Annotated in this window: 8 protein-coding genes; all 8 read right to left on the bottom strand. The window is 69.5% G+C overall.

What is annotated here, in order from left to right; translation table 11 throughout:
• Positions 1 to 17: 17 nt before the first annotated feature.
• Positions 18 to 1,394, bottom strand: a complete 1,377-nt coding sequence (gene pelG / locus EDC36_RS02655) for an exopolysaccharide Pel transporter PelG (protein WP_132961726.1) — start codon at positions 1,392 to 1,394, stop codon at positions 18 to 20.
• Between the two features lie 2 nt (positions 1,395 to 1,396).
• Positions 1,397 to 2,911 (bottom strand): GT4 family glycosyltransferase PelF, encoded by a 1,515-nt coding sequence (gene pelF / locus EDC36_RS02650; protein ID WP_132961725.1) that lies wholly within the window; start codon positions 2,909 to 2,911, stop codon positions 1,397 to 1,399.
• The gene (locus tag EDC36_RS02645) at positions 2,908 to 3,918 is read right to left on the bottom strand and encodes a hypothetical protein (RefSeq protein WP_132961724.1); all 1,011 of its coding nucleotides are present in this window, start codon (positions 3,916 to 3,918) and stop codon (positions 2,908 to 2,910) included. Before EDC36_RS02645 ends, pelF begins: the two co-directional genes overlap by 4 nt.
• Positions 3,915 to 5,219, bottom strand: a complete 1,305-nt coding sequence (locus EDC36_RS02640; protein ID WP_132961723.1) for a PelD GGDEF domain-containing protein — start codon at positions 5,217 to 5,219, stop codon at positions 3,915 to 3,917. The genes EDC36_RS02645 and EDC36_RS02640 overlap by 4 nt, the downstream gene beginning before the upstream one ends.
• Entirely contained in the window at positions 5,216 to 5,737 is a 522-nt protein-coding gene (locus EDC36_RS02635; protein ID WP_185971204.1) for a penicillin-binding protein activator LpoB, read from the bottom strand. The genes EDC36_RS02640 and EDC36_RS02635 overlap by 4 nt, the downstream gene beginning before the upstream one ends.
• Positions 5,738 to 5,780: 43 nt before the next feature.
• Positions 5,781 to 9,572, bottom strand: a complete 3,792-nt coding sequence (locus EDC36_RS02630) for a tetratricopeptide repeat protein (RefSeq protein ID WP_132961721.1) — start codon at positions 9,570 to 9,572, stop codon at positions 5,781 to 5,783.
• Positions 9,532 to 12,186, bottom strand: a complete 2,655-nt coding sequence (locus EDC36_RS02625) for a bifunctional glycoside hydrolase/polysaccharide deacetylase family protein (protein ID WP_165902797.1) — start codon at positions 12,184 to 12,186, stop codon at positions 9,532 to 9,534. The genes EDC36_RS02630 and EDC36_RS02625 overlap by 41 nt, the downstream gene beginning before the upstream one ends.
• Before the next feature lie 208 nt (positions 12,187 to 12,394).
• Positions 12,395 to 13,149 (bottom strand): DDE-type integrase/transposase/recombinase (locus EDC36_RS02620; RefSeq protein ID WP_243646443.1); only part of this gene is annotated, 755 nt, incomplete at its 5' end.

The raw sequence follows: 13,149 nt of genomic DNA, 5'->3' as shown, positions 1-13,149 counted from the left end.
GCCGCCGGCTTGAGCTCTCACGGCTGTTTCATGAAGGTGTCGAAAACGATCCGGCCCAGGCACCGATCCAGCCGCACCAGCCCCAGCGCCACCGTCAGCAGCGCGGCAGCGGCAAAGCCGTAGCCGTAAAACGATGGCCCTAAGGCCAGGCTCAGCAGCGTCAAAACCACGTTGGCGACGAAGAACACGACGGTCAGCAGTGCCACGTCGTGCCGCCGGTCAAAGTAATAGAGCACGTTGATCAGCGCCAGGATCATGACTTGCAGCCCGGCGCCGATCACCTGCACGTAAAAGAGCGGCAGCAGCGCCGCATCCAGCCCGAGCAGCTCAAACGAGGCCGGCCCCGCCAGCAGCGCTAGCAAGGTGGCAATCGCTTGCCACTTGCCGATTTCCGCCAGCCCCGTGCGCACGGTCAGGATCATTTCATCGCGCAGGGTTTGGATGTGGGTCAGGCTGCCGCCGCCGCGCACGGCGTCGTAATACTTGTCGTAATACTCGACAAAGTCGGTTTCGATGCGCACGAGAAAAATCGCCATGCCAGGCACGATGGCCAGGTAGGCCAGAAACACCGGCACGTCATACACCGGGCTGCTGCGCAGCACGCTGATGACTTCCACCGAGGTGCCGGGGGCGAGCCAAAAGATGAATTTGTCGGCCCACACCGCCAGGTTGAAAGCCGTGCCGGCGAGCCACAGGCTGGGGTAGAAGCGGGGCTGGCGCAGCCAATCCAGCCCCACCCAGTGGGCGGAGGGGTAGCCGCGCACGATGACCTGCCACAGGCCGCCCAGCAGGATCAGCTGCCCGATCAAGAACGCCGCCAGCAGACCTTCCAGCCCCCAGCCGAGCAGTGAGAACGGATAGGCCAGCAACACGGTGCTGCCATAGCCGGCGGCAAACAGCGCCACCAGCGCGCGGTAGCGCTTCAGGCCCGACAGCAACACCGCCAGCATCCACACCGCGCACAGCGCCACCCAGCACGCCAGCGCGAGCACCAGGTAAAGCCCGCTGACCTCGGGCAGCCACAGCGCCACCCCGACGCCTGCCAGCGTGGCCAGCGGCAGCAGCAGCGCCAGCGTGCCGTGCAGCGCGGGCAGCACGCGCTGCGGGCGGCGTTCAAACAGGCGGTCGGCGCAGTAGCGCGTCAGCACCAGCTGCAGCCCGCCGCTGGCGATGAGGCTGCCGGCCACCAGGTACGTGACGGTGGTTTGAAATTGCGTCACCAGCGACGGCGGCACCACGATGCTGGCGCACAGGATGCCGACCAGCAGCATGCCCAGGATCGACAGCACCCACGGCCCGGAGCCGATCAGCCCGGCGTAGGCGTAGGCGCGCGCCCCGCTCCAGAACGTGCCGCGATCCAGCAGCTTGCGCAGTTCAAAGCCGATGCCAGCCATGGTCAGGCGCGCTCCAGAGCGTCGGCATAAAGCTGCCGGTAAGCGGCGTGCATGTCGCGGTCGCGGTAGCGCCGCTGCACGCGCGCCAGGCCGCGCTCGGCCATGGCATGCCAGCGCGGCGGGTCGTCCAGCAGCGCCACGATGGCATCAGCCAGCGCCGTGGGTTGCGCCGGCGGCACCACCAGCCCTGCCGGGCCCAGCGCCAGGTCGTCCGCATCCGTCGGGCAGCCTTCGATGAGCTCGCGGCAGGCGCCGACGTCGGTGCTGATGACGGGGATGCCCGCCGCCAGGCTTTCCAGCACCACCAGTGGCAGCGCCTCGCTGATGGAAGACAGCACGGTGACGCCGACGCGCGGCAGCACTTCAGGCGTGCGCTGCAGGCCCAGCATCTTGACGCGATCCTGCAGCCCGAGCTGCTCGATCAGCGTGCGGCACTCCTCGGCGTAGTCGGGGTCTTCGTCGGTGGGGCCGACGATCCAGCCTTCGATGTCAGGCCGCAGGTTGGCCACGCGGCGCATCGCGCGGATGAAGGTCTTGATGTCTTTGATGGCCACCACGCGCCCGATCAGCGCCGCCACGCGCGGAATGGCAGCCCCGGCGGGGCGGCGCGCCGCCGCCAACGCTTCCACGTCGATGCCGTTGGGGATGACGCGCGTGCGCTCGGGCGCAGCGCCGTCGCGGATTTGACGTTGCCGGTTGGCTTCGTAAAGCGACACGATGGGGTCGGCGCGCTCGTAGCAAAAACGGCCCAGCCACTCAAAGAAGCGGGCCCACATGCCGCGCAGGTAAGGCGTTTCGGTGTCGTCGCGCAGCAGCGGGTGGCGGTTGTCGGGCACCCAGGTGGCCAGCGCCAGGTCGATCTGCCGTTCCTTGGTGTAGATGCCGTGTTCGGTCAGGATCAGCGGGCGGCGGTCGCGGTGGCTCAGCAGCGCGCCGAGAAACCCCGCGTAGCCCGTGGAGATGCTGTGATACACCCGCGCCGGCGGCAACTGCCGCGCCCAGCGCGCCAGCGTCCACAGCGGCGCGTGCAGCGTGCGGCTGGTCCAGAAGTAATCGACGAACGAGGGGTCGGTGCAGTGGCGCTGGTAGCGTTCGCCGATCATCGTCCAGCTGAAGTCCGAGTGCAGATAGTGCCGGGCTTGCAGCCCGTCGTCGCGCAGCAGCGCCTCGGCCACTTCGGCCCCCAGCGTGGCAGGCGCTGACTGCAAGCCCAAAAAAACGTCGTGCCAGCGCTGCACGGCGGCTTGCCATGCCGGCGCGGGTTCGTGCAGGCGGCGGCGCACCTCGGGCGGAGGGCGCAGCTCTTGCGGCTCGAACAGCCAGATCGTGTCCAGAGCCGCCACATGGGGTGGCGGGGTATAGACCGGCGCGCCCGCTTCGCGGGCGCGCGCGCCGATATAGACCGCATGAAAGCGCAGCTGCGGGTGCGCGCGCACGAGCTGATCGACCCAGGCCGCCACCCCGCCGCGGGTGTAAGGGTAGGTGCCTTCCAGCAGCAGCATCACGTCGGCGTTCATGCGCGCGTCCAATAACGAACCACGGGTTGCAATTTGTCGCTCAGCAGCGTGGCGGGCAGCTGGCCGAGCCAGCGCCGGCACAGATCCAGTTGGTTCGCCTCGTAGGCCCACTCGGCCATGTAGGGCAGCCAGGCAGGATCCGGGCTGGGTTCGCGCGCCATCGCCTCCACCTCGGCGCGGGCGGCGTCGCGCCGGCCCAAGGCCAGCCAGGCCCGCAGCCGCAGCAGCCGTAGCCTAGGCGCGAGTTCGCCTTGCCGCTGTTGCAGCGCCTGCAGCCAGTGCAGGGTCTGCTGCAGCGCGTGCTCGCGCAGGTCATCGCTGGCGAGCCCTTGGTGCGCCAGCTCCCAGTGCAGCTCGGCCAGCAGCGCCCACAGCCGCGCCGGGTCGGCGGCGGCGGGCAGCGCTGCGCGCGCTTGCGCAATCCAGTTCTGCAGGCGCTGCTGCTGGCGGTCGAGCACGCCGTAGGCCAGCAGCCGCACATCCTCCAGCTGGCCGGTTTCGCGCAGCGCAGCCAGGGTTTGGTTGCCGGCGGCGGAGGGGCGCTGCGTCAGCAGGGTCAGCACTTGCTGCTGCAACGGCAGCGGCGCAGAGCCGCGCGCCACCTGCGCTCCAAGCCCCGCCACGCGGCGCGCCAAGCGCCTGGGTTCGATGCGCTCCAGCGGCGGCAAGCGCACTTCGCCGAAGCGTTGGCGTGGCGGGCGGGGCTGCAGGCGGCGCATTCGCCCTAGCGCCAGCGGCAACAGCGCCCAGCCCAGCACCGGCCAGGCCATCAACAGCGTACCAACCAGCGCCACCCCTGCCGGGCGACGTTGCGTGCGCTTGCGGGCCAAGCCCAGTGCCAGAGCAGCGGCCAGCAACGCGCTGGCTGCCGTGTGCGCGGCCCAGAACGCGGGCAGCGATGCCCGATCCAGCCCCTTCGCAAACCAGGTCGCCAGCGCTGCCAGTTCCAGGCCGATGCCGAGCACACCGGCCAGCGCCGCCAGCGCGCCTCGCGGCAGCCGTCTCATGGGCCCTCCGTGCCCCAGCGCAGCAGCTCAGCCGGCGGCGCATCCAGCGTGCGCACGCGCCAGCGCAAGCCTGCCTCAGACAAGCCGCCCCCTCCTTGTTGTTGCAGCCACTGCTCCAAGCGTTGAAAAAAGCCTTCGCTGCCTGCTCCGTGCGTCAGCGGCAACAACACCAGCAGACGACCTGGAGCCGGCTCGCAGCTGAGGTCGAGCGAGCGCAGTTGCGCTGCAATCCGCGGCAGCCAGTTGGCAGCCGCCGCGTCCCGGGCTTGCAGCACGCCCAGCGTCGAAGAAAGGCCCCAGCGCTGCTGCAGCCGATGCAGCCGCTGCAGCTCCAGTGCGAAATCCGCGGCGCAGCCAAGCTGCCGGCGCAGCACGTCGGCCGTGCTCAGACGCGCTTGGCGCAACGCGGCGAAGTCGTCGCACAGCACCTGCAGCGCCACCAGCGTGCCATCGTGCAGCGCCAGAAACGGCAGGTGATGCACCGCCAGCAGCCACTGCGCCGCCTGACCGTCGAGCCCGAATGGCAGCACGACCCGGTAGCGCGAGGCGGCCAGCTCCGCGACGTCGCGCACGTGGGCGAGCCGGCCTCGCCGCAGCGCCTGGGTCACCATCGGGTCATCAGGATTGAGGGGCTGCGGCGGGCCCAAGTGCGCCAGCGGCGCGGGGTCAGGCCGGCCTGCCTCGTCGAGCCGGTGCAGCGTGGCCTGCTGCACCTTGGCAAAGCCGGCCAGCAGCTGCAGCAGCAGGCGGCCTGCCTCGCCATCGGGGGTATCCGGCCCCAGGCGGCGCAGCTGCTCCAGCGTCGCGCGCAGCGTCAGCGGCTGGTGCAGCAGCTCCTGTTCAAGTCGATCGTGCGACAGGCGCAGGGTGTAGTGCTGGCGGCTCAAGCGTTGCAGCTGATCTTCGGCGTAGTCGCGCTCAATTTGATGCCGGCGCATCCGCTCGATCCAGCGGTCGGCGAACTCGCCCAGGATCAGGGTGACGATCCAGCCCCCCGCCCAGCCCGATCCGTCGTCCTGGGCGAAACTGGCGCCCAGCCATACCATGCCGACGGCGGTCAGCGACGCGGCGGCCAGCGCGCCAGCCAGGGTGCCGTAGCGCAGCGTGACGATCCACGGCGCCAGCCACGCCCACGGAAAACCCCGCTCACCGCTTAACCAGCCCGGGCTGCCCACCGCTAAGGTTAGCAGCCCCGCCAGCAGCGGAAGCGCCACGGCTTCGATCAGCGCCCACGGGCGAGGCTGGGCGTGATCCCAACGCTGCGCCAGTGTGGGGCTGGAGCGCAAGGCCAGCGCTGTCATGGCGCCAGCGGCCCCAGCAGCTCACGCACCAGCTTTTGCGCCACGCCGGCCAGCGATTCGCGCGAAAAGCCGCTCTTGCCGCCAACGGCGCTGTAAACACGCTGGCCGCTGCCGACATCCAGCACCGTCAGCGCCAGGCCCACGGCCGGCTCGCCATCGACGCCGACCTTGTAGCGCCACTCCGAAACCTGGCCGATGACCAGGTAGCGCGCGCCAGCGGACTGGGCCCATTGCAACAGCTCGGGCGTGCTGCGCAATTGGCCTTTTTCAAACAGGCTTTCATCCAGCCACTCCACCGGGGGCGTGACCACCGACGGCGACACGGACGCGGCCAGCCATTCGGTGACGATGCTCTGCGCACGACGGCCGGCCATCGGGGTTTCGGTGTGGTTGCTGAAAGGGGCCACTGCCCACACGGCATTGGGCTGCAACGTGGAGCGGCTGGAGCGTTGTACCGTGGAGCAGGCGCTCAAGCTCAACACAGCGGCGGTGGCGATCAGCAAGGAGCGTCGTCGCATGGCGGGTTCCTTTGTCATGGTTTGTTGGGGTTGAAGGCAAGGATCACCAATCGGCCCAGTAGCGCAGCAGCAGGCGGCGGGTCAAGCTGGGGCTGGTGCCGAGGTTGCGGTCGAGCTGAAGCCCAATCAGGCCGCGGTCGTGGCCCAGCACGCTGCCCGCGAGGCCCAATTGGCCGCCGAGGCCGACCCCGAGTTCGCTGTCGGTGGACCAGGTCAGCGCCGCATACGGCAGCCAGCCCCGCCGCGGCTCGGCCTGCAGCGTTAGCCCGTGGCTGACGGTCAGCGCCCACTGCGTGCGGCTGCGCGGCACGAAGGCATCCGGCGCGAACAGGGTGGTGCCCGCCGGTAACAGCGCGCGCAGGGCCGGCAGGGTGTTGGGGTCGGTGGCGCGGTAGCGTTGCCGGTTCCAGCCCAGATCGACGCGCAGGCCGTGCGGGTTGCCTTCGGCCTGCCAGCTGAGGATCACGTCCAACCGCTGCCCGCGACCGAGGGAGGCCCCGTCAGGCTGCGCGCGCCAGCGCGCGGCGCTTGTCCGCACGTTAAGTGCCAGCGTGGGTTGTAACGGCCAGACGAGGTCGGCGCCCAGCCAGTCCTGCAGCCCGATCAGGCGCAGGTTGTCGCTGGCGCTGGCTGGCTCGCCCCAGGCGGCTTCCAGGCCGAGCTGCAGGCGATCCCAGCGGTGCTGCCAGCGCAAGCCCAACGAGGTGTGCGAGCCCAGCGCCTCCATCCAACCCAGACGCCACTGCCAGGCAGCGCGCGCATCGCCCGCATCCAGGCGCAGCTGCAGTTGCCGCTCACTTGGCGCCGCACCGAGCAGATCGGGCCGCTGCAGGGTGCGGTCGAAGCGCTGCAACGTGACGCTGAAGCGCAGATGCGGGGTCAACAGCGCCTGCCAGTCCAACAGCGTATGCAAATCGTCCCAGGCGACGCGCTCGGTGCGTTGCAGCTCGACGCTAAAGCGATTGCGTTGGCTGCGCGTGAGGGCCACCCACTGCTCGTGCAGCAGGTCGTCGTCGGGGTAGCGCTCCAGCCCTTCGGCGGCCAGTGTGGCGGCTTGCGCCTCGTCCAGCCGTCGGGCGGCTTGCACGATGTCGCGCCGCGGCAGCGGGCGCGGGTCGTCCAGCAGACGCTGCAGGGTTTCGCGGTCGTCTTCGGCCAGGGCCACCGCCAGCTCGGCCCAGCCCGGCTGGGCCAGACCCTGCACCACGCGGCGTAGCATCCAGGCGCGTGCGGCGGAATACTGGCCGCGCAGGATCCACTGCGCCAGCAGCACGCGGCGCGCCGCGGCGGTGTCGGGCAGCGCGGCCACCTCGCGCAGCGCGGCCCACTCAGCGTCGCCGGGCTGCAAAAAGGCGCTCAGCCGCGCTCGCAGGATCGGCAGCATGGTCTGCGGCGCCAGCGGTTGGTGGCGCAGCTGGCGCCAGGTGTGCAGCCGCAGCTGCCAGGCTTCGTCGTGCCGATCCAGCGCTTGCAGGATGTCGGCGGCTTGGGTCAGCCACAGCGGGTCGTGGCGGCGCTCGCGCAGGGTAGGGGCGGTCAGGCGCCACGCTTCGGCCACGTCGCCCAGCGTGAGGGCCATCGCCACGCGCAGCTCCAGCCGGTCTTGCACCACGGCGCCATGGCGGCTCCAGTGGCGGCGCACCGCGGCCACGTCCTGGGTGTCGAGCGTGAACCACAGGGCGGCCTCCACGATGTCGGCGTCTTGCGGCGCGCGTTGCAGCGCCAGGCCGTAGAGGCGGCGCGCCTCGGGCCATTGGCCCGTTTGCCATGCCTGGCGTCCGGCGGCCACCAGGTAGCGCGGGTTGCGCTCCAGCTGGGCGCGCTGCGCCTCGGTCAGCGAGGCCAGCAGCGTTTGCGCCGCATCCAGCCGAGCGTGGTTTTGCCAGCGGGTGACGGCGCGGATCAGCGCGTCCTCCTGCTGGTGGCGGTGCCACAGCAGCGCTGCGGCTTGCGCCGCATCCAGATCGCGCCCGGCCACTTCGAGGGCGTATTCCCAGTCGGCCAGGTCTTGCGCGCTGGCCTGCGGCCGCTCGGCCAAGACGCGCAGTTGGCGGCTCGCGTCGTCGGCGTCGCCGCTTTCCAGCGCCAGCTCGGCGCGCAGCCGGCGGTAGTCGTCGGCCTCGGCAGTGCCGGTCTGCGGCTCCTGCGCTTGACGCAGCACCATGAGCGCCTGTTCACGCTCGTCCAGCAGCAGATGCAACAGCGCCACGCGTTGCGCCAGTTCCGCCGGCCAAGGCAGCGCGGCACTGCGGCTCCACCAAACAAGGGCCTCGCGCGCGCGGCCCAGCCGCTCGGCCAATTCGGCCAGAGCGCGCGCCAGCGCCGCATCGGGCTGATGTTGCCAGCCGCGTTGCAGGGTTTGCCAGGCTGACTCCGGGGCGCCGAGCCGCTCCTGCACGCTGGCCAGCTCCAGCCAGGTCGCGGCCTCTGCGGGCTGGCGGCGCAGCCGCTGCTGCAGGTAAGCGACATAGGCGTCGTCGCGCAGCAAACCAATTGAGAGGCGTCGCACAGCTTGCCAGGCTGCAGCTTCGTCACTTAGGCGCGCGATCTGCCACCATGATTCCAGCGCCAGCTCGGGGCGCTGGTTCCATTCCGCCACCTGGGCCAGCCGGCGCAGCCAACGCAGGTCGTCTTGGCGCTGCTGCACCACGCGCTGTGCCAGCGCCAGCGCGTTGTCAAGCTTGCGGTTTTCCAGAAAGACTTGATAGGCCAGTTCCATGACCTCTAAGTCGAGGGTCGGCTTGGCGCTAGGCACAGGGTGGGAAGGGGTTGCCGTTTCAGATGTCGGCCAGGCGATGCGCCGCCAGCCGCCGGGCGATACGGCTGCGTAGGCCTGCGCGCGTTGCCACGCCCACAGCCGCGGGCCCAGCGCCCAGCCGGGCATGGCGCTGGCGTCGCTCAAGCGAGCCGCTTGGGGTGTCGGCGCGGGGGCCGTCCGCTCGGTGAGGGCCAGCAGCTTGTTGACGTAGCGCAACGCCAATTTCGGCTGGCCGGCGGCGCGGCTGAGCCGCACCGCCTCGAGCAAGCTCTGACGGTCGTGGGCGAACCAATCCTCGTGGTCTTGCAGCCAGCGCAGCAGCAGCGGCCATTGGCCGGCGCTTTCCAGCGCGCGCAACGCTTGGCCCCAGGCGTGCAGCCGCTGCGCGCCGGGCGGGCTGAGCTCGGCGGCCCAGAGCCACAGCTCCGCGCTGCGCCGATGCAGCCCTGCCGCCAGCGCGGCCTGGGCGGCGCGGCTCAGGATCTCAGGCAGCGGCGCAAAGGCGGGGTTGGGGGCGGTGAGCGCCTGGGCTTGCGCGCGCAGCTGATCCAGCGGCGCGCGCTGCCAGAGCCACTGTTGCAACAGCTCGCGCATGGCGGGCGGCAGCGCGGTTTCGGGCTCCCGCAGCAGGGGCCAGGCGTCGGCGGTGAGCGCGCCGGCGTCGGCCTCGCACGCCACCGCCTTGTTTTTGGGGTCGGCGCAGCCCTGCGCGTGCCACAGCTGCCAGCGCGCATACCAAGCGCGCTGCCGGGCCCACGCTTGCTGTTCCACGCTGCCTTGGGCTTGCAGCGCCGTCAGCAGCGCCAGCGCCTCTGCCGAGCGGCGTTCCTGCAAGAGGCGTTCGGCTTCGGCCATCAGGGCCGTTGAATCCGAGCGCGGGTCTTCGGGGGCGACGGCTTGCACGAGGCGTTCGAGCGCCTGAGCCTGATGGCTGGAGCCGCCGGCGTGTTGCCGCCACTGCAGCGCCGCCAGCCCTGCCGCCACCCCGAGCGCCAGCAGCGCGACGCTCCAAGGCGGCACGGCGCGCGCCGGACGCTCAGCGGGGCGTGCAGTCGATGTCCAGGGTGACCGTTGCATGGGGGCTCGTGACGCGAACGCGGTGACCTGCGGATGCGGTCACCGTGGCGGAAGTGGCAGGGATCAGGCGGCAGCCGTCCGGCACGCGCCATTCGGCTTCCACGGGGACGTGGCCTTGCAAGCGCCAGCGCCAGCGCTGCGCCGCCACGGCCTCGTGCTGGTCGATGGCGGCGTTGGCGCTGATCAGATAAGGGGGATCGTCGGTGCCGGCTGCCTCGCGCAGCGCGAGCTCAGCCGGCAGGCTGGCCAGATGGACATACGTGCCGGAAGGATGGTCGGCGTAGCCGGCCACGCCTGCGCTGCGCGCCCAGTCGGGGCGGCTGCCCGGCGGCAGGCGCACGGTGCGCAGATCGCCACGGCCCTTGAGCAGCCAGCGCCCGTCGGCCAGCCGCGCCACCGCGACGTGCTCAAAAAAATCTTCGACCTTGCGCACGTAGGCGCTGACCGGCTGCGGGTGCAGCGGCTGCGCGCGCGCCCACGCATAGACTTTTTCCAGCGCCTGCAGCGAGGCGGGCTTGGAGGCGGAGTAGGTGTGGTAGTAGATGCTGGCGGGTTTCAGGCGGCGGGGCCGCTCGGTCATTTCCAGCGTTTCGATAACGCGTTGATAGCCCCAGAACGGCCCAGTCCACAGGTTGGTGTAGAGGTTTTCGTTGGCCAGCGGTGCATAGACCTGCAACTGCCCGTCCTTGACGACGCCTATCGGGGCCACGCAGGTCAGGCTCGGACATTGCTGGCTTTTGATGGTATCGCCTCCGTTGAGGTTGAGCAGGCCGGCGCGTCGCACGTGGACGATTTGGTCGGCACTCGGGTTGCAGTCGCCGGACCAGAACAGCAGCCGCACGTCTTTGCCCGATGGCAACAGGCCGCGGATGAACGACACGCTGCCTTCGACCTCACGCCGCATATTGAATTGGTAGCCGGTGATGGCCAGATTGTAATTCAGCTCGGTGACATCGTCGCCGTTGCGCGCAGACTGCTCCAGCAGCTGCCAGCGGTAGGGGTGGCTGAAAGTGTGGGTGGCGGCTTCCACCCATGGCAGTTCGAACAGACGCCGCGCGATGCGCTGCGCTTCTTCGGCAGTGTCCGGATAGGGGCCTTGCGGCGAAAGCTCGGCCTCGATCAGCGACATGCTGTGCGGCCAAGGGTGGCGCTCAATGAAGCGCCGCAGCACCTCGCCCGCCAAGGGGCGCTCGGGCCATTCACCGCGGTTGACGAAGCCGTCGCCGTCGATGTGGATGGTCAGCAGCCGCCGCCCGCTTTCGGTGGTGACGTCCGGCGCCGGCATCGGCGGCAGCCGCAGCGCTTCGGTCAGCAGCGCAAACGGATCGGGCAGCCAACGCACCTGCTTGAAACCTGGCACGAAATCCACCAGCGCCGGCTGCAGCGCAAAGCCGCCCCACGGCGCGGCGCCGACCAACGCCCCCGTCCCGGCCCACGCCCAGCGGCGCAGGTCGGGGCCGGCCAGGCCCGTCGCCGGCCCCGGCAGTCGGGCCGGCGGGCGGGTTTCAGCGCCGAGCCGCTCGTGCTGCAGCGGGGTCTGCGCCGCGATGCGCACCGTGCGCAGCGCTGGATCCAGCACGCGCGGATCCAGCGTCCACTCGTTCAGCACCAGGATCGGCAGCCCTTCGGCCCGCGCGCGGCGCAAAAAGGCGTGCAATCCCGCCGGATCGGGCGCCGGGCCCTCGCCCCAAACGATGATGCCGGCCACATGCCCGCTGAGCGGCTCCTGCGGAAAGGGCCCCTGCAGCGACACCACTTCGGTGCGGTAGCCCAGATATTGGGCTGGCATATCGATCCAGCGCAGCATGGGTGTGGTTTGCAAATCGGGGTGGCGCTGACGGTCCAGCAGGATCAACAACGTCCGCGGCAGGCTTTCCACCCGCCCAACGCCCACGCCTTGCAACAGCCCGTCGGTGACGTAGGGGATGAAGCCCAGCTGCTCGATGCGCTTGGCCACTTCGCGCGCCTGCGCGCGTTCGGCGGGCGCGACGTAGTCGATCACCACCACCGGCTTGCCATAGCGCTGCTGCGCCTGGCGCAGCTGCTGCAGCAGCCACTGCTGGTCGGCCTCGGACGTGGGGCTGTAAGCGCCGCGGGCGGCGTCGAAGCGGTGCAGCAGCGATTCCGCCGCCACCAACTCCACCGCGTCGGCCACCTGCGGCAAAAGCTCAAAGCCGCGGTTGAGCATCAGGCGCGCTTGAGGGGCGCGTTGCCGGATGGCGCGGATGAGTTCCGCCAGAGCGGCTTGCTGGCGTGTGGGGTCGAGTTGGGGGTCGAGCCGGTAGCTGTCCAGCGTGTCGAGAAAAAACCCGCGCCAGCCGCGCTGCCACAACGGCGCAAAGACCTGCTCGATCCAGAATCCGCGGCACGCCGCCTCGGCGTGGTTCCAGATCCGTGCGCCCCAGTGCGGGTTGCGCACCGACGAGAGGCACCCGGCTGGCGCTTGCGCGGCGCCGGGGTGGTGGTCGGGCAGCTCCCCTACGCTGACGTAAGCGAACGGCTCCATCCCCGGCGCGCGCAGGCGCTGGGGATCGTGGCCGTAGGCGGGTTCCAGCACGACGATGTCGAACGCCGTCAGCTCGGGCCGCCAGGTCTCGCCGTAGTACAACGCCACCGACGGCGCCTGTGCCCAGCCGCCGAGGTGGGCGAGCAGAGCGAGGATTCCGAGGCTGAATCGGCCTAGATTCAAGAACATAACCCCATCATCATATCAGCCTAAAGCTGACAAGCTCCTCTTGGCGACGCGCCGGCGTAGGGTGAAGCGTTGAAGCGGTCGTAGTGGGCTGGCTGCGGTGCCGCTCTTCATCATCCGCCTCAATCAGTCAGCATAGCTGAATGCCATAGCTGTCGTGTCCCGGCTGATTGGTAACACGTCTGTTGAACAGTTCGGGGTGTGATCGCTGCCATTGTTTCATGGCCTGGATGGGGCTGACATGCCCCAAGGCTTTCTGTGGCAGTTGGTGATTGTACAGCCAGACATACCGCAGGATGGTGGCCTCAAGTTCTTCGCCGGAATGGAAGTGATGGGTGCGCAGGATGTCGGCGATGCGCCCGTTGAAGCGTTCAACCATGCCGTTGGTCTGCGGGTGTTTTGGGCGGGTCAGGCGATGCTCAATGCCTAGCTCCTCGCAGAGCTGATCGAACTGATGCCTGCCGGTCGGCGTACGCTCTCCCCGTGTGATGAAGCGATCCGTGAATTCCTTGCCGTTGTCGGTCAGGATCGTTCGGATACGGAAGGCAGCGGCCTTGTGCAATTCCTTCAGGAAGCGCCGGGCGTTGGTAGCGCTCTTGCTGGCATAGACACGCACGAACACCCAGCGGGTGGCGCGATCAATGGCCACAAACAGGTAACGCCGCGCGGTTTCGTCCGCCATCTGCGGCAGGTACTTCACATCGATGTGGACGAAGCCGGGCTCGTAGGCCTTGAACGGCTTGGTCCTGGGGCGATCCACGCTCAATGCCTCGCGCGCCGACACTCCATGGTCGCCCCTGAAATATTCATAACAGCATGATTTTTCTTGTGTTATTGTCTGTTTGCGAGTACAATTTCCCCCAGATTTGATGGTCTGATGCGCCG

Origin of the sequence: Tepidimonas ignava, from assembly GCF_004342625.1 — a bacterium.
Lineage (GTDB): Bacteria > Pseudomonadota > Gammaproteobacteria > Burkholderiales > Burkholderiaceae_C > Tepidimonas > Tepidimonas ignava.
The sequence above is the reverse complement of the archived record's forward strand: the minus strand, read 5'-3'. Positions and strand labels throughout refer to the sequence as shown.

Bases quoted from the DNA above. Each gene is read 5' to 3' on its own strand.
- pelG (WP_132961726.1), bottom strand. From the start codon at position 1,394: ATGGCTGGCATCGGCTTTGAACTGCGCAAGCTGCTGGATCGCGGCACG.
- pelF (WP_132961725.1), bottom strand. From the start codon at position 2,911: ATGAACGCCGACGTGATGCTGCTGCTGGAAGGCACCTACCCTTACACC.
- EDC36_RS02645 (WP_132961724.1), bottom strand. From the start codon at position 3,918: ATGAGACGGCTGCCGCGAGGCGCGCTGGCGGCGCTGGCCGGTGTGCTC.
- EDC36_RS02640 (WP_132961723.1), bottom strand. From the start codon at position 5,219: ATGACAGCGCTGGCCTTGCGCTCCAGCCCCACACTGGCGCAGCGTTGG.
- EDC36_RS02635 (WP_185971204.1), bottom strand. From the start codon at position 5,737: ATGCGACGACGCTCCTTGCTGATCGCCACCGCCGCTGTGTTGAGCTTG.
- EDC36_RS02630 (WP_132961721.1), bottom strand. From the start codon at position 9,572: ATGCAACGGTCACCCTGGACATCGACTGCACGCCCCGCTGAGCGTCCG.